The organism is Caproicibacter fermentans, assembly GCF_014303955.1.
Taxonomy (GTDB): Bacteria; Bacillota; Clostridia; order Oscillospirales; family Acutalibacteraceae; genus Caproicibacter; species Caproicibacter fermentans.
Genome location: NZ_CP060286.1, coordinates 1,891,352 through 1,908,377, shown reverse-complemented (window position 1 = coordinate 1,908,377; position 17,026 = coordinate 1,891,352). Strand labels below are relative to the sequence as shown.

Below are 17,026 nucleotides of genomic sequence, written 5' to 3'. Positions count from 1 at the left end.
TGCGGCGATACCCGGGTGAACGAATTTAAAATCACGGTGTGCCAAAAATAGATGTAATAAAATAGTTCATGAGTTCGCTTCTGGTTTTCACCGAGCGGGCAAATTCCAGAAAATCTTTTCTTTTAATAATTTGCATCAGCTGGGACAGTGCTTTCATATGCTGAAACTGATCGACCGAACAAAAAGAGATCACCAAATGAACGGGGTCGTTTTCTCCATTACCAAAAGGGATCGCTTTTTTTAGCGTAATTAAGCTGAAGCCGGTGGCATGAACCAGCTTAAAGGAATTCACATGGGGGAGTGCAATACCCGGAAGAATGACAATATACGGTCCGAATTTTTTGACATTCCGAATCGTGTCATCGATATATCCCGGTTCGATCTTTCCTTTTCGCAGCAGCAGCTCCCCGCCCTGCCGAACCGCATCTTCCCAAGTTTCCGCCTCAACGTTCAGCGAGATGTCATCCGTCTGAAAAACATCGGTTAGATTCAGCGCGTCACCCGATGGCCCTGATCGGGTCAGTAACTGATGAAGGTGCATTTCAAGCTTGTTGCGGTCAAAAATCACCGCCGATTTTTCAATCGTGCGTATCAGGGAACCGAGGTCGATGTCTCCTTTGGCTTGAAGCGAAAACGCTCTCTTTTTCGGTAAATAACGATCCAGTTCGACCATGTCGGCATCGCTGATGAACGGGTCTACCACAATGCACCGGATTCCTTTCGCCTGAATCTGAATGGTTGAAACGACACAATCGACAGCAACGCTCTTTAGGGTCTTTTTCAATGCTCTGGCGGGAATGGTATCTATGATATTTACGTCGTACAGTTCCTGAAGGCGCAGCTGCACGATTTTTGCTGTCCCGATTCCTGATTCGCAGACAATCAGTGCGCTTTTTCTAGGGGCTTCCCGCCTGACCTTTTCCAAAGCAGTTTGAAAATATAAAGCCAGATAACCAATTTCATCGTCCGACAGCTGAATGCCGTATTGATACTCAATGGGTCTGAGACAACTGCGGGTTTTCTGAAACGTGCCCGCGATGGAATTTTTGATTTCCGCAAGATAAGGGTTCGTAATTTTAATTTGATACTTCGCCCGGTATATCATAGGCCTATAATGCTGCAGCAGCCCTTCAAACAATTGTTCATCATTAGATAAGTTGACTGAGACTTCCTCCTGAAAATGGTTGATCAGCTCTGAGACATCGATTCTCCACTGTACCCAGTTTTCTTTATCGGGCCGCCGGTTTATGATTACATTGCCGGTGAGCAGGAACATGGCCAGATAGGCGATCTCGTCTTCGGCTAATTGGATGGAGAACCTTCCTTTTATCATGTACGCAATCAGTTCTGCAACCGAAAATTCTTCTTTATCTTTCAGCATATCGATGTTTTTCTGATGCAGATCCAATTTTTTTCCCTGTCTGTTTCTGAATACCGCGATTCCTAAGTAGGCGGACAAGGATTGAAAGGTTTCGTCCGTAAACACCAGCTCCAAATGTTCTTCCGCCTTTTTAAGGCATTGTTTGATATAGATAATATCCTGTCGGGAAAAAATCCCATTGGCGCAAAAGTAATCGATCCTTTCCTGGGGGGTGTCCACCAGCTTCATATAGGCGCGCCGAATACCCTCTTCATCCCCGAGCACTTTGACCCCGTGGGCTTTATGAATGTCCAGCTCGAGATTGTGTTCTTTCAGCCAAAGCCGGACCTGTTTCAGATCCTTATGAACGGTTCCTTTGCTTACTTTAAGCTCTTCACTCAGATCCGCCACTGTTTCATAATTACTGTTTTTCAGCATTGTCATAATGATAAACCGAACACGTTCCTCAATCGTCATCACATACTGGTAAAAGCCGATGCTGTCCAGCTTTTGCCGAAGCTTGGTCAGATCGGTCTTGGTGAAGCTGCACCAAAGGCCGGACCCCGGTTTCCTTTTCACCGATTCAAGGCCATTCTCATGAAGGTAGGAATCAATCTTTGCAATGTCGTTATGAATTGTTCTTTGGCTTACGCCGTATTTTTCCGAAAGATCGGCGACCCTGACCGGTCGGTTGGCTGCGGTCAGGTCACTCAGAATTTCGGCGCACCGGCGATTGATCAATAGAATTCCCCCTTACCCATTCAATAGTTTTTTCCCTTTGTGCGCGGGTATCCGTCGTAGAGGTATAAAGCACAAAGCGCGTTTACAGCAGTTTGATCGGTGCAGTTTAGGGATAAGATCTTCCCGCGCTTTTATCCTCATTTCATTATAGTGCAAGTTGAAAACGTTAACTTGACAAATTGAAATTCTTTCAGCCTTTACAAAAGGGGGCCGGATTCATGAAAATCCGGCCCCCTTTCCCTTATTTTCGTTTATTTGGATTTTGCCTTGTCTCTGGCATTGAGCACAGCACTGGCTATGATGACCAAAGCCGTAAAGCCGACAATAAGCGTGATTAGAGCAGCGGCGCCCATATGGCTGATGTTTCCCATAATAATGCCTGGAATCAAATAATCCGTATCGGCGAAAGTAGCCGAAGCCCCCGCGCCAAACGAACCCAAAGCCGGAATAATAAAGAGAGGCAGCCAAGAAATCAGCAGGCCGTTAACGAAAGATCCGAGCACTGCGCCCCGGCGGCCGCCGGTCGAGTTCCCGTAAATCCCCGCGGCCGCCCCACAGAAGAAATGCCCGACTACACCAGGAATAATTACCGTTGTTCCCAAAGCAAGCATTGCGAACATCGACAAAGCTCCTGTTAAGAAAGAAACGAAGAAACCAATCAGCACAGCGTTCGGCGCATACGGGAAGACGATCGGGACATCAAGAGCAGGCTTTGAATTTGGCACCAGTTTTTGAGCAATCCCCTGAAAGGCCGGCACGATTTCAGCCAAAATCATCCGTACCCCCTGAAGCACCACCACAAACCCGGCGGCAAAGGTTCCCGCCTGAACAATAGCGAAGATAATGTAGTTTGTGCCGTTGGAAAGCTTTGCCTCCACAAATTGGGGGCCCGCGGCAATCGCCAGTAATAGGTAAACCACCGACATCAAAAGCGAGATGGAGACCGTTGAATCGCGCAAAAATCCAAGACTCTTTGGAATATTCAGCTTTTCTGTTGATTTTTCCGGATCGGAATTGCCGAAAACTTTTCCAATCCAGCCGGAAAGCGCATAACCAATATTGCCCGTATGCCCCATGGCCTACATTGTCAGTGCCTGTGATTTTACGCATAAACGGCTGACAGAGCGTAGGTGTTACTGAAAGCAAAGTTCCTTCAAACAATCCGCCCAGAAGGACCGTCTGCCAGGACTGTCCCATACCGGCGGACGCAAGAATTACTGCCGCCATGCAGGATACGTAAAGCATCGCCTGACCCGTTAAAAAAATGTATTTAAAGCGTGTGAAGCGGGCCAAAAGAATATTGACCACCATGCCAACCAGCATAATGAGAGCCGTCGGCGTGCCGTATTTTACCAAAGCGAGTGCTACGACGCCCTCGTTTGTTGGAACAATTCCGTTTACATGAAAAGCATATTGGAACATACTTGCAAACGGCGTCAGAGAGTTCGACAGGATTCCCGCGCCGCCTACAAGCACCAGAAAGCCTGCAAAGGTTTTAACCGTTCCTTGAATTACGGCCGATGCCGGCTTTTTCTGCAGAATAAGGCCGAGCATCGCAATTAATCCCACCAACAGCGCGGGCGTAGTTGCGATGGAAATGATAAAATTAAGAACTCCATTCATGACTGATCACTCTCTCTTCCCCTTAATTATGACGAATGCCATTGCGATCAAGCACGGTGTTCAATGCGGCACGCGCCACTTCCTTGTCAATAATCGAATCCAGCGAGACGATTTTTTCCGCCGGAATATTGGGCAAAGCCGTCACCAGGGTTTTTTCGATGAAGAAATAATCCGCGGCGTCCGGCGTAGCGGATCCCACGTCGATATGATCCAGCTGAAATTCATTCATATCCAGATTTTCTTCCTGCAGAATTGCCTGCAGATTCATTTGAACCATAAAGCTGGTTCCAAGCCCTGACTGGCATACACATGCAAGTTTCATTTTGTTATTCTTCTTTCTTCCGTGATTGATTTTTTCGGTGGGTTCGGCAATTTTATTTCAGCAAACAGTTAAATTTCAAAGCTTCTACTAAATTTTTTGTGATGGATATAATTGATAAGGTCCTGTTTCGCAAGCGGTTTGTCGGCCATTGAAACAAAAGTTTTGTCCCCCAGAAGCTCCATCAGTTCCGCCAGAGTATCCAGATGCGAGCTGCTGTCCTTTGCGCTGAGAGCCACCACGATTTTCACCGGGTCGTTTTCCGGATTGCCGAAATTGACCGGCGTCTTTAGAAGAAGCAGGGAAATGCCGATTTCCTTAACTCCCTGCTCGGACCGTGCGTGCGGCATAGCGATTCCCGGAGCGATCACAATATATGGTCCGGCATGTTCCACATTTTCCACCATGGCCTCGGTATACCGGTGTTCCACTTTTCCGCATTTCTCCAAAATTAAACCGCTTTTTTGAACTGCTTCCCTCCAGTTTTTGACCTCAGCATTGATTTCCACGCTGTCTTCGTTGATTAACTCTTTGATCATTTGCTTCATCCTTTTTCTCTATGATTTGCCTGCGGATTATTGGGCGCCCCGGATCGGATGTGTCTTTGCCTGCGGCCCGGGGCCCCGGAAAGTTCACCAGATTTCAAACGGTCCGCGCCTCCCTTTTGGATGGTTTCATCATAATCTGATTTTTCGCTGATATAAAGCTCAATTTGTTTCCGGCTTACTGTTGCAAAAAACATATCTAAAAGGCAAACAAGCAAAGAACGGAGGATGTCTTTCAACTAAATTTATAAATTAGTGAAATCATTTTTATATTATTTTGCCATTGAATTATATAAAATGACAAATTAATTTAACATTATTGTTAAATATCATGATTTAATTGGTCGTATTGACATCAATTTTGGTTTCTCCTAGAATGAATCCATGGCTGAAGCACCGGCTTCATTGGTTCGAACAAATTGAGTTTGGGAAGTGTCTACAATGGTTAATTGTGTAATTACGGTAAAAAATCCGACGGGAATTCACGCGAGACCGGCAACCGAGCTGGTCAAACTTGCGACAAAATTCAAAAGCACCATCACGATGTCGCACGACGGTAAGGAAGCGGACCCAAAGAGTATTATCAGTCTTCTTTCCTCCGCGTTGAAAGCGGGGACGGTGATTACTCTTCGTGTGGATGGAGAAGACGAAGAGCTCGCTGCAAAAAGGATCTGCGAGTATATTAATAATCTGGAGGATTAAGTGAAATGAAATTGGTCGGAATTGCGGCTTCATTCGGGAAAGCCGCCGCCGAAGCAATGGTCCTTTCCGCACCCCCGGAGATAGACGCGGACCGCAAAGGCCCAAGAAGCGAGAAAGAACGTCTCATGACGGCTGTGCAGGACGGAATTAAAAATCTGAGCCTTGAGTTGGACGAAAGCAAAAAAAAAATTGAGGGAAATTCAGCCAAGCTGGAAATGCTTGAAATGCATCGGACCATACTGAACGATTATGTGTTTCGAAAAGGAATCGACGGCTATATTGAACAGGGATATTGCGCCTCTTCCTCCGTAATGCGCGCTGCGGAGGACCAGGCAGCCACGCTGGAAAACCTGGGAGATCCCTTTTTAAGCGAGCGGGCGCAAGATATTCGTGAGGTCGGCAAGCGTCTGGCATACTCGATGGAGGGCTTTTCCGAGCCGGATTTATCCCATCTTGAGAAGAATGTAATCCTTGTGGCGGAAAGCCTCTCTCCCGCCCTGCTTTCCGTCGCCGACTGCGGCCGTATCAAGGGAATCCTGACCCGTCGTGGTTCCAGGACCTCTCATGTCGCAATCCTCGCCTCGGGGCTGGGAATTCCCACTGTCGTCGGGTGCGCTGGAATTGAAAAAATCCGAGACGGCGAGCTTGTCTTTCTGGACGCCGAGAAAGGAACCGCCTCTTTCTCACTTTCCGAGCAGGAAAAGGAACGGGCAAACGAGATTATCGCGCTCTACGAACAGCAAAGAGCCGATCTGAAGAAATACCAAGCCTGTGAAGCTTTCACGGCGGATCGAAAGAGAATTCGGGTTCTCTGCAATATCATGGATACGTCTATGGCGGAAAAGTCGCTCAAATATTCAGCGGACGGAATAGGGCTGTTCCGCACGGAATTTCTGTATATGGACAAACCCCGGCTTCCCTCGGAAGCGGAGCAGGTTGCCGTTTACCGCAGCTTGGCCGTAAACTGGAAGGGGAGGCCCGTCACCATCCGAACCATCGACATCGGCGGTGACAAACCGGTTGAAAGCCTGCATTTGGAAGCGGAGAAAAACGCCTTTTTGGGGTACCGTGCCATTCGCATCTGCCTTGACAGGCCGGAAATTTTCCTCATTCAGCTGAGGGCTATTTTAAGGGCGAGCGCTTTCGGTAATGTCCAAATCATGTTTCCTATGATTTCCAACATCTCTGAATTGCAGCAAGCCAAAAGCATTCTGGAAGAGGCAAAGAAACAGCTTCGTGCCGAAAATCAGCCTTTCAATGAAAAAATACCGATCGGAATGATGGTCGAAATTCCCTCCGCGGCCATTCTGTCGGATAAATTTGCCGCCCTTGTCGACTTTTTCAGCATCGGGAGCAACGACCTGACCCAGTATGTTCTTGCAGCAGACCGGACAAATCAAAAGGTGGCGTCCATTTATAATCATCTTGATCCAGGCGTCTTAAGACTGATTGAGCTGACGATCCGGAATTCAAGGGAAGCTGGAATACCCTGCTCCCTTTGCGGCGAAATGGCGGGGGATCCTTTGGCGCTCTCACTTTTGATCGGGTTTGGACTGGAAAAATTCAGCGTGAACCCGGGTAGGATTCCGCTGATTCGGAATCTGCTTTCCCTAATCGATTTCAAGAGAGCCCAAACGGTTGCCGACCAGGCCTTGAAACAAAGTTCTTCAAAGGGCGTAGCCGATCTGGTGAACGGGACTCTGAGTAAGGAATACCGGAATTGGCTGCAAGACGGAGATGATTTAATCGGTTGAAAAACTGTGACAAAGCTAAAAACCGGAGCCGCAATCGGCTCCGGTTTTTAGCATTTGCCGCGAAATTCCACTACTTTACCGAGTATTTTCACGGGCAGCTCGGCGATTTCCTTATTTGTGTAGAAGAAGGCTTTGTATTTGGGGTTATAGGGCAGCAGCGTCATTCCGTCCTCGCGGTTGATTACGCGAATGACCAAGGCGTTTTCACGCCCAACCTGCACTACGGCGACGCTGCTGTCTTTCGCGGTGTCCTGGCGGCGCACGATGGCGACGTCTCCTTCAAACATACGGGGCTCCATGCGATCGCCGCAAATCTGAATCCCGAAATATTCTCCTTCCTCTTTCCAGTACGGATCGAAATCAAGAAAATAGAGTACCGAACCGCAGGGGCCGGTCAGCGGGTTCGTTTGCAGTACAGAATAAACGGGAATTTGTTCAGACATTTTTTTTTCGTAAAATCGGGCGTTGTCGATTCCAAGAAGGTAGTCGATTGAAACGCCGAAATAGGAGGCAAGGCGCAGCAAAGTCTTTTTATCCGGCTCATATTTTTCGTTTTCATAGCCGGACAGAGAGGACTGGCTGACATGAATAACCTTTGCAAGATCCTCCTGCTTCATCGCTTTCTGCATACGCAAAAAACGGATTCTGTTCATTCATATCAGCCCTTTCAATTCAATTCTACAAATTATATTAGAAAAGTAAATGAAAAATCAATTAACTTCATACATGCTGTTGACATATTGATTTTATAAATATATAATGAAAAAAGTTTGAAAAACAGATATAAAAGAGTTTTTTGTCGTTTGTTTAGAAATCTATGACTGAAATAAATACGGCTGAATTTTTAAGCCTGTAAAAAGAAGGCGTTATCATTGAAACGGATTTTTCAGAATGTCAGGATTTCAAAAATACTGACCATACTTCAGTTTACGTTTTCCGCATTCGGTATTTTTTCCTCTGCGGTGGGAATCTATTCGCTTGCACAGGTGCTGTCGGGGGAGGATCTGAGCCGGCTGAAACACCTTGCGGTGGGAATCATTGTGCTTTTGGCGCTGTCCTGCCTGGTCTTTCTCGTTTCAGCCGTGTTCTCCGTTGTCTGGATTTCAAGATCGATTTCAAAACCGATTGAAGAAATCGCGGTTGCGACAAAGAGATTCGCAGGGGGAGAGCTGGGCTTGAAGCTCAACTGTGAGCTAAAAAATGAGGTCGGAACCATATCCGCATCCCTTAACACCGCTTTTACCCTTTTAAAACAGGACGTGGAAGAGATTTCGGGGACTCTTGACCGGATCGCGGAGGGTGACTTAACAGTGGAGGTTCCACGCGACTATGTGGGGGATTTTGCTCCGATTACCAGGGCTTTCCGGGAAATTCTGCAAAAGCTGAACCATACGTTTGAAATCATTCAGGAAACGTCGGGCCAGGTTGACGGCGGAGCCCAGCAAGTTTCCGCGGCGGCGCAGCAGCTTGCCCAGGGAGCGACCGAACAGGCCGCGTCCGTGGAGGAGCTGGCGTCTTCCACACAGGAGATTTCATCGAGCATTCAGGAGACGTCGGAGCATATCGGGCAAGTCACATCTTATCTGGAGGAAACGACGCAGGATATTCAGATGAGCAACGATCAGATGCAGCAGATGCTTGACGCCATGAACGGAATTAACGCCTCTTCCGATGAAATCCGCAAAATCATCAAGGTGATAGACGACATCGCGTTTCAGACGAATATCCTTGCGCTCAATGCCGCCGTGGAAGCGGCACGGGCCGGGGAAGCGGGCAAAGGATTTGCCGTTGTCGCGGATGAAGTCCGGTCGCTTGCCAGCAGGTCCGCCGATGCCGCAAGCCAGACGACCGCTCTGATCGAGGGCACCATCGCCAAGGTGAAGGATGGAACCGAAATCGCGGACAGTACGGCGAAGGCACTGGAGGAAGTATCCGTCAGAATCGGCAGAGTGAACGAAGCGGTTGAAAAAATAAACAGCGCGTCAACCACACAGGCAAGCGCCGCGGAACAGATTACGCAGGGAATTGAGCAGATTTCAAGCGTGATTCAGACGAATTCCGCATCGGCGGAAGAAAGCGCTGCGGCAAGTGAAGAACTCTCCGAGCAGGCAAGCTTGCTGAAAGAGGAATTGAAACGGTTTCACTTGAAGAAAAAATCAGCCGTCTCCTGACGGCTCAGATTAGAATGATCCGGCAAAGCGACCGCCCCGTTCTTTGGGGCGGTCGCTTTTTTGACTCGGGAGCTGAGACAGGTTTCCGCGGTAGTGCGGACAAATTTCGCCGCCACACAGCAAAGCGCGGCCGCAAGCGAAGAGCTTTCCGGTCAGGCCGAATTGCTGGAACGCCGTTCCTGAGCAGGTTTCACCGCATCATGAAGGGATGATAAAAAGCCTGATGGAGCATCAGGCTTTTATATGATCTGTGACAGAATTCGACCAAATATCCAACGATCAGCGGAAAAATCCTTGACAAGTCCACCGCTGCATCCTATACTTGATTTATCCGGTTAGAAAAGTAATTTAAAATAGAATTTAATAACTAATTACTTAAAAATCTATTTTATTTTAAGAAAAAAGAATGGAGAAGGGAATATGAAAAAAATCAGCCTGAGAATCAAGAACATGAAAATCTCTCACAAATTAATAGGCGGCTTTTCCATTGTGAATCTTATCATGGCGATCATTTCATTCTGCGCACTCTATGGACTGGACCATATCAAAGACGCGAAGACCTGTTTCGTTATCGTCCTTATTCTGGAAATAGTTGGATTGTGCCTTTCCGCATATCTGTGTTATAAGCTTTCGGGCGGTCTTGCTAAGCCGATTGGCGAGCTGGAGAACTGTGCAAGGCAGTTTGCGGAGGGTGACCTGAAAGTTGCTGTCGATTATGACGCGAACAATGAAATCGGCGGGTTGGCGTCGTCACTGAAACTCGCGTTCAGCCGACTGGACCATGTTGTATCGGAAATATCCACCGTCCTGCTCGGGGTGGCCGATGGGAAATGCGATTTTGAGCGGGTCAGGCATTTCCGCGGGGATTTTAAGCCGATTTCAGATTCGATGAATACGATCCTGGACAACTTGAACCGGATTTTCGGAAATGTCAAGGTCTCCGCGGAGCAGGTCAACAACGGGGCGAAACAGATTGCGGACGGTTCTCAGTCGCTTGCGCAGGGTGCGACCGAACAGGCCAGCTCCATTGAGGAGCTCTCGGCGTCAATTTCGGACGTTTCCGACAAAATCCGTCAGAATACTTCCCAGATCAGCAGTATGGCGGGCTCGATGAACCAAACCGCACAGGAAGTGAAGGAAAGCAACGGCAGAATGAAGCAGATGCTGTCGGCGATGAACGAAATCAGCAATTCTTCCAATGAGATCGGAAAAATCATCAATGTGATCGACAATATTGCGTTCCAGACCAATATCCTCGCGCTGAACGCGGCGGTCGAGGCAGCAAGGGCGGGCGAAGCGGGGAAGGGCTTCGCCGTTGTGGCGGACGAGGTGCGTTCGCTGGCCGGAAAATCCGCGGACGCTGCAAAACAGACCAGCGAACTGATCGGCGATTCCATAGAAAAGGTAAAGGAGGGCCGTTCGCTGGCCGACGGCACCGCGCATGCGCTTTCCAGTATTGCCGAAAAAGTCCAGGAAATCAATGGGATGATACAAAACATCGAACAGGCCTCCAACGCTCAGGCAACCTCGATCGGCCAGATTACGCAGGGCGTTTCACAGGTTTCCGCCGTGATTCAGACAAATTCCGCGACGGCGGAGGAAAGCGCGGCCGCCAGCGAAGAGCTTTCCGCGCAGTCCAAATCGCTGATGGGTGAGGTCGACTGGATCAAGCTCAGAGCAAAATAAAAATGAAAACAAACAGGAATAAGGAGCCCTCGCGGGCTCCTTTCATTTCTATCCGGATGTTGGTTTTAAAAACAGTTCATGCCGGGGTAGACGGCTCCGCCGCCCAGATGGGACTCAATTCTTAAAAGCCGGTTGTACTTCGCCACGCGTTCGCTGCGGCTCGGGGCTCCCGTCTTGATCTGACCCGCGTTCATCGCAACGGCCAGGTCGGCGATGGTCGTATCCTCCGTTTCGCCGGAGCGGTGTGAGACAACCGCGGTGTAGCCTGCGCGGTGAGCCATTTTGATCGCCCGGATCGTCTCGGTCAGGGAACCGATCTGATTGAGTTTAATCAGAATCGAATTGCCGCAGTTCATGGTAATTCCTTTTTCCAGGCGCTTTGTGTTGGTTACGAACAGATCGTCGCCAATCAGCTGGGTGCCGGAGCCAAGCGCCTCCGTAATTTTTGCCCAGCCCTGCCAGTCCTCTTCGCCCAGTGGGTCCTCAATGGAACGGATCGGGTATTTTCCGGCGAGGTCTTTCCAGTAAGAGATCAGCTGATCCGTTGTGTACCGCGTTCCCTGTTTCGGAAGTTTGTAGCCTTCTGTGGAAGCCCACTCGCTGGCGGCGGCGTCCACAGCTAGAACAAAATCCTTTCCGGGCTTGTATCCGGCCTTTTCAACCGCCTGCAGAATCAGTTCGATCGCTTCCTCGTCGGTTTCCAGGTTCGGCGCGTAGCCTCCTTCGTCGCCGACCGAGGTGGACAGCCCCTTGGATTTCAAAATTCCCGCGAGCGTGTGGAATACCTCCGCGCACCAGCGGAGGCCTTCGCGAAAGGACGGCGCGCCGGCCGGCATGATCAGAAATTCCTGAATGTCCACGTTGTTGGCGGCGTGCGCTCCGCCGTTTAAAATGTTCATCATCGGCACGGGCAGGGTATCCGCGCTGATTCCGCCCAGAAAGCGGTACAGAGGCAGCCCGAGCGCGTTTGCGCCCGCTCTTGCGGCCGCCAAGGAAACCGCCAGTATGGCGTTTGCGCCCAGCTTGGATTTATCCGGTGTTCCGTCCGCGCGCAGCAGCGCGCTGTCTACGGCTGCCGTATCGGTCGCGTCGAGCCCATTGATCGCATCCTGGATCACTGTGTCGATGTTGTGCACAGCCTTTAAAACGCCTTTTCCGCCAAAACGGGATTTATCTCCGTCCCGAAGCTCCAGCGCCTCGTAGGTCCCGGTGGAAGCGCCGCTGGGCACGGCGCCCCGTCCGGTAATGCCGTTTTCCAGTTCAACCGTGGCTTCCACGGTCGGGTTGCCCCGTGAATCAATTATCTCCAGACCCTGAACAGATTTAATTCTATCATCAGACATGCTTGAACCTTCTTTCCATTGCCAAAAGTTAGCAGAAACTTACTCTATTCATAACATAGCATACCTAGTATGTGAAGTCAAGCATAGTTCTATGAAATTATTTTGAATAAATTGTTCCTTCCGGCGCGGGAGCGGCCCGCTGCAAAGCTTTGGCACGGCAAGCCTCCGCTTTCTCGGGCAGGCCGAGCGCGCTGTAACAGCCGGCCAGCTTTTGGAGCGGAATCATCCCCGCGGCGCGGATATCGAGTTCGCTTTCCGCGCCGAATGCGGCGGTGTAATACCAGGTGGCGGCCTCCTCAAAGTCGCCGAGGCTCTGAAAATATTCGCCAAGGTCGCAGCAGACCTCCGCGCACGGGGTGCCTCCGATCACATTTTTCAACGCTGCCTTGAACATGGCCGCGGGGTCCCCCTGCTGCCGCGCGCACCTTACCACCACGCACTGGGAAACGCGGATATCGTCAAGACTTCGCGATTCTTCGTGAAGCGTCTGTTCAAAATACGGATAGGCCGCGAGGAAGTCGTCGGGTTTTCCCGCCATGAAAAGTTCCTTCGCATACATCCGGTGCAGGCGCGGGTCGAGGGGGCTTTTTTGGACCGCTTCCTGAAAAATGATAAAATCTCTCCGCGCGTGCAGCGCGGTCGGGCGGTGAACCACTTCAATCTCGCTGTCAAGCATGCGGAGCGTCAGATCGACGGTTTCATGCACGGGTTCAATCCAGCGGAAGCTGCGGACGCGCCGGAACAGCTTGGGGCGGTATTCCACATCGAAATTGTAATTCGTGTTGAACTGGAGCTGGTTGGCGTACCGCATCTGAACCAGCTCGACTTCAGGGGACAGGTCCCGTTTTAGCGTGAGAAATTTTTTACGGTTTTCCTCGTCGATCACCTCATCCGCGTCGGCGGAATAAATATAATCCTTGGTCGCCTTTGAAAAAGCAAAGTTTCGGGCGGAGGAAAAATCCCCCCGCCAGGGGAAGTGATAGAGATGAGAGGTATAATTTTTTGCGATCTCACAGGTGGAATCGGTTGAACCGGTATCGACAATGATGATCTCATCCGCGATACCGTTCAGGCAATCCAGGCATCGGGACAGAACCGCCTCCTCGTTTTTTACAATCATGCAGACGCTGACGGTTATCATAAAACCAAGGTGCCTCTTTCCGGCGCGGACACGAAAAAAATCCGGTCCGCTGTTTTTTTCTTTATCATAGCACTTTCTGCGGCCGATTTCATGAAAATATGATAAGACTTTGCCGGATGGTGCCGATATATAAAAGAATAGCATTTTTGTCTGATCGGAGGAAATCCATTTATGAAAGCACATATACAAAAGTCTGCTTCCGACACACGGGAAATCCATCTTTCCAGTGACGGCCCTTACCACGGGCACCCGATCCGGCTGAGCATCGGGATGATCGTTAAAAATGAGGAAAAGACGCTGGACCGCTGCCTGAGCTCTTTAAAGCCGCTGATGGAGGCGGTCGAAAGCGAACTGATCATCACCGACACCGGCAGTACGGACTCAACCGTGGAAATCGCAAAGAAATACACCGACCACATCATCCATTTCGAGTGGTGCGACGACTTTTCCGCCGCGCGCAACACCGGCCTGAAAGAGGCGCGCGGGGAATGGTTTCTGTTCCTCGACGGCGACGAGTGGTTTGAAAACACGGATGAGCTGATTGAATTTTTTACAAGCGGGGAATGTGACAGATACGGGTCGGCGTCGTATGTTGTAAGGAATTATACCGATTCAAGTGGAAAGAATTATATTGATTTTCATGCCCTCCGCCTAAATCGGGTTATTGAGAATTGCCTTTTTATAAATCAAGTTCATGAAGCGATGCCCCGAATAACACCGACGAAATTTTTTAAAGACTATGCACATCATTATGGATATGTTTGTTACAGCAGACGGGAAAGAATGAAAAAGAGTCAACGAAATATACGTTTGCTTGAAATGGAATTAGAGGAAAATCCTCTGAATCTAAAAGCATACTATGAACTCAGCAGAGAGTACTTTGGCTTTTACGATTTGGACACTGTAGAATATTACTGCACGCGTGGGCTGAAGATTGAAGAGGAGCATCCAGATCATATTTGGAAGCTGTCCATTTTTCAAAGTTATGTGAAAGCACTTTATAAAGGGAAAGCATATCAGAAAGTGCTAGAGCTGGTGGAAAAAATGGTGCGCGAGGATCCCCAAATGGAAATTATCTGGATGGATTATCATTATTACGCACAAAACGCTGCATTTCAAATTAGGGATTATGAACGCTCAAATTCGCATGGGCTTGCCTATTTAAAAGTTTACGAACAGTACCAAGCTGGACGGCTGGATAATAATATGCTGCTTTTTGCAAATTTTGATCATATAAAAGAAACTGATAAAGAGCAGGTACTTTATCTGCTAGGTGTAAGCTTTCTTTTTCTTCATAATTACAAAGAAGTCGAAAAAATTATCGATCAATTAGATTCTTTAGACCCGGCAGTTTTAGGTCATGGCTTACTGCTTATCAGTCGAATGTGCGCCGAGACGGAAAAATGGGAGCAACTCGCGTCATTTTATCAAAATAAACGTTCGGTGGAAGCTTCATATAAGATTGATATAATGAAAGAAATAGAAGCGGTTTTACCGCTGGAAGAAAAGATGCGAGCTGATGCAGCAATCGCTTTCGCCGCTTTACCTGATAAGGATGATGCATACGTTCGCATGAATTGTCTTCGGAATGAGGAATCAAACGGGGATAAAGATGCCGTGGAGTGTGAATTGGATTGGTTTTTGCGTTGGGAGGGGAAATGGAGTACAGTATACTCGGACGTGCTTTTTTTTGCGATGCAAGAGAAAATGAATATTTTGAAGTTTATATTAAAAATTGAGGTGGACGAGTTCAGACCGATCATTGACAATATGCAGAAGCATCATAATAATTTTCCTGAAGTTATAAAAGAATATCTTAAATCGTATTCCTTTGAAAATCTGAAAGGACTGTACTGGTCGATTTGTTTGCGGGAAAATTTGTTGATGATGGAAACAAAGAATTTCGCAGCAAATGAAGATGAAATGAAGTTTTTTATTGAGTATGCGAGGCAAAGTGCAAAATATGTAAGAAGTATTTTCCGGTCTGAACTGTTATCACCGGACCGGGTAACAATTCTGCCGCGGGCGTACCGGTTCGGGTTTTACATGGGCCAGGCACTTGCGGCACAAGAGAAATCAGACAGCGAAAGTTATTTGAGGAATCTTCGTTTTGCTTTGAAATCTTATGAGGGAATGAACCGCCCAATATCTGTGTTACTGGATTACTTTGAACAAGAAGAAAAGCTTCGCAGGGAAAAAGCGGAGGAGTTCAACAAATTGGCAAAACAAGTGAAAGAGCGCATCAAAATATTGATATCACAGGGGAAACTGAAGGAGGCGGGGCAAGTGACCGCGCAGCTTGCGGCTTTGATGCCGAACGACCCGGATGTGGTGAAATTCAGAACACTGACACATACGGAGCCGGACATGAAAGAACTGGCGGCACAGCTTCCTCAGTAAATTTAACCGTAGAGTACCGTTATATGAAACAAACGAGGGCGCTTCCGGAATTCCGGAAGCGCCCTCGGCTTTTGGGACAGATTAAACTTGCTCTTAGCCTTTCAGCAGGGACAGAACGCTCTGCGGCTGGCTGTTGGCCTGCGCCAGCATGGAGGTAGCGGCCTGCTCCAGAATCTGGTTCTTGGTCAGGTCGACCATCTCGGAGGACATGTCCACGTCGCGGATCGTGCTTTCCGCGCTGGTCAGGTTCTCACTCATGGTGGAGAGGTTGTTGGTGGTATGCTCCAGACGGTTCTGCAGGGCGCCGAGGTCGGCGCGGGTGCCGGAAACAGTCGCTATTGCAGCTTTAATCGTATCGATGGCTGCTTTTGCGTCATCCGGTGTTGCCACGGAAATCTGGTCGATGCCAAGGCCTTTGGAACTCATATCCGCAACAGCAAGGGAAACGCGCTGATCAGCTTTGTTTTCAGAGCCGATTTGCAATGAAAGACTATTGTTAGAATTAACTGTAACTGTACCTGACCCCGCGGTGGAAGTATCATAACCGGAAGTGTTTACAGTTATCGATAAGCCGCTGTATTTTGCCTTGACTTCATCGCTTGCGGAATCAGCAACCTTTGCGGTTAATGTATATGACCCGTCGGAAGCCACCGTGACAGTGTCAAAGGTTACATCGCTTTCAGAGCTCGTGACGGAAAGCACGCCGGCATCAGTGGTAGCTACCGTCAATTCGTCGCTAGCTTCAAGATTACCACCGGACAAGGTAATTGCCGTAGAAGCAAGAGTATTGGTCGTGTCGTAACCCAGCGAGCCGTCCAGCAGGTTGATTCCGTTGAAGTTCGTGGAGGTGGAAATGCGGTCGACTTCCTTCTTCAGGGCTTCCACTTCTTTGTTCAGGTTGGCGCGGTCCGTCTCATTCTGATAAGTGCCGTTCGCGGATTGAACGGCCAAAGTGTTCATCCTCTGCAGGATGGATTCGGTTTCGTTCAGGCCGCCTTCGGCAGTCTGTACCAGCGAAATGCCGTTCTGCGCGTTGTCTTCCGCCTGGTTCAGGCCGTTGATCTGGGCGCGCATTTTTTCGGAAACCGCAAGGCCTGCGGCGTCGTCGGCGGCGCTGTTGATGCGGTAGCCGGAAGACAGCTTCTGCAGGTTTTTGCTGATGGCGTTATCGTTCGTCTTCAAGCGGTTGGACGCGTTTAAAGCGGCAATGTTGTGATTAATACGCATAATTTTATTCCTCC

Annotated in this window: 13 protein-coding genes and 3 pseudogenes; 7 read left to right on the top strand and 9 right to left on the bottom strand. The window is 49.0% G+C overall.

Features of this window, described 5'->3' with window-relative positions; translation table 11 throughout:
• Positions 1-31 precede the first annotated feature (31 nt).
• The 5 genes and pseudogenes from HCR03_RS09440 to HCR03_RS09425 all read right to left on the bottom strand — a co-directional run bounded on the left by HCR03_RS09440 (position 32) and on the right by HCR03_RS09425 (position 4,582).
• Complete coding sequence (locus HCR03_RS09440) at positions 32-2,101, bottom strand: BglG family transcription antiterminator (protein ID WP_187037856.1); 2,070 nt, start codon at positions 2,099-2,101, stop codon at positions 32-34.
• Positions 2,102-2,352: 251 nt separating this feature from the next.
• Positions 2,353-3,177, bottom strand: a complete 825-nt coding sequence (locus tag HCR03_RS20095) for a PTS ascorbate transporter subunit IIC (RefSeq protein ID WP_267459229.1) — start codon at positions 3,175-3,177, stop codon at positions 2,353-2,355.
• 67 nt (positions 3,178-3,244) lie between these two features.
• A pseudogene (locus tag HCR03_RS20090) lies at positions 3,245-3,655 on the bottom strand (PTS transporter subunit IIC); the annotation flags it as partial.
• Between the two features lie 91 nt (positions 3,656-3,746).
• Positions 3,747-4,046, bottom strand: a complete 300-nt coding sequence (locus HCR03_RS09430) for a PTS sugar transporter subunit IIB (RefSeq protein ID WP_156989656.1) — start codon at positions 4,044-4,046, stop codon at positions 3,747-3,749.
• A 68-nt stretch (positions 4,047-4,114) separates the two neighbouring features.
• Positions 4,115-4,582, bottom strand: coding sequence for a PTS sugar transporter subunit IIA (locus tag HCR03_RS09425; RefSeq protein ID WP_066642973.1), 468 nt, complete (start codon positions 4,580-4,582; stop codon positions 4,115-4,117).
• A 447-nt stretch (positions 4,583-5,029) separates the two neighbouring features.
• Here HCR03_RS09425 and HCR03_RS09420 point away from each other — a divergent pair, with 447 nt between their 5' ends.
• Both HCR03_RS09420 and ptsP read left to right on the top strand, forming a co-directional pair.
• Positions 5,030-5,290, top strand: coding sequence for an HPr family phosphocarrier protein (locus tag HCR03_RS09420; RefSeq protein ID WP_066642697.1), 261 nt, complete (start codon positions 5,030-5,032; stop codon positions 5,288-5,290).
• 5 nt (positions 5,291-5,295) lie between these two features.
• Entirely contained in the window at positions 5,296-7,044 is a 1,749-nt protein-coding gene (gene ptsP, locus HCR03_RS09415) for a phosphoenolpyruvate--protein phosphotransferase (protein ID WP_187037853.1), read from the top strand.
• A 47-nt stretch (positions 7,045-7,091) separates the two neighbouring features.
• On the opposite strand, the gene HCR03_RS09410 is transcribed toward ptsP, so the two are convergent.
• On the bottom strand, positions 7,092-7,697 hold the full coding sequence (locus HCR03_RS09410; RefSeq protein WP_066642721.1) for an XRE family transcriptional regulator: 606 nt from the start codon (positions 7,695-7,697) through the stop codon (positions 7,092-7,094).
• Positions 7,698-8,006: 309 nt separating this feature from the next.
• Between HCR03_RS09410 and HCR03_RS20750 the strand changes: the two are divergent.
• The 4 genes and pseudogenes from HCR03_RS20750 to HCR03_RS09400 all read left to right on the top strand — a co-directional run.
• Positions 8,007-8,420, top strand: a pseudogene (locus HCR03_RS20750) (HAMP domain-containing protein); the annotation flags it as partial.
• Positions 8,421-8,633: 213 nt separating this feature from the next.
• Positions 8,634-9,215, top strand: a pseudogene (locus HCR03_RS20745) (methyl-accepting chemotaxis protein); the annotation flags it as partial.
• A gap of 60 nt (positions 9,216-9,275) precedes the next feature.
• Positions 9,276-9,398 carry a hypothetical protein gene (locus HCR03_RS20085; protein WP_267459228.1) on the top strand — a complete coding sequence of 41 codons (123 nt, stop codon included), beginning with the start codon at positions 9,276-9,278 and terminating at the stop codon, positions 9,396-9,398.
• A 237-nt stretch (positions 9,399-9,635) separates the two neighbouring features.
• Positions 9,636-10,901 (top strand): methyl-accepting chemotaxis protein, encoded by a 1,266-nt coding sequence (locus tag HCR03_RS09400; RefSeq protein WP_066642731.1) that lies wholly within the window; start codon positions 9,636-9,638, stop codon positions 10,899-10,901.
• A gap of 65 nt (positions 10,902-10,966) precedes the next feature.
• Here HCR03_RS09400 and eno read toward each other — a convergent pair whose 3' ends face one another.
• On the bottom strand, positions 10,967-12,244 hold the full coding sequence (gene eno / locus HCR03_RS09395) for a phosphopyruvate hydratase (protein ID WP_187037849.1): 1,278 nt from the start codon (positions 12,242-12,244) through the stop codon (positions 10,967-10,969).
• 97 nt (positions 12,245-12,341) lie between these two features.
• Positions 12,342-13,385: a tetratricopeptide repeat-containing glycosyltransferase family 2 protein gene (locus HCR03_RS09390; RefSeq protein ID WP_187037847.1), complete on the bottom strand. Its 1,044-nt coding sequence runs from the start codon at positions 13,383-13,385 to the stop codon at positions 12,342-12,344.
• A 270-nt stretch (positions 13,386-13,655) separates the two neighbouring features.
• Here HCR03_RS09390 and HCR03_RS09385 point away from each other — a divergent pair, with 270 nt between their 5' ends.
• On the top strand, positions 13,656-15,785 hold the full coding sequence (locus tag HCR03_RS09385) for a glycosyltransferase (RefSeq protein WP_187037845.1): 2,130 nt from the start codon (positions 13,656-13,658) through the stop codon (positions 15,783-15,785).
• Positions 15,786-15,878: 93 nt separating this feature from the next.
• On the opposite strand, the gene HCR03_RS09380 is transcribed toward HCR03_RS09385, so the two are convergent.
• A complete protein-coding gene (locus tag HCR03_RS09380) occupies positions 15,879-17,012 on the bottom strand; it encodes a flagellin N-terminal helical domain-containing protein (protein ID WP_156989660.1) in 1,134 nt (377 codons plus the stop codon).
• Positions 17,013-17,026: the final 14 nt, after the last annotated feature.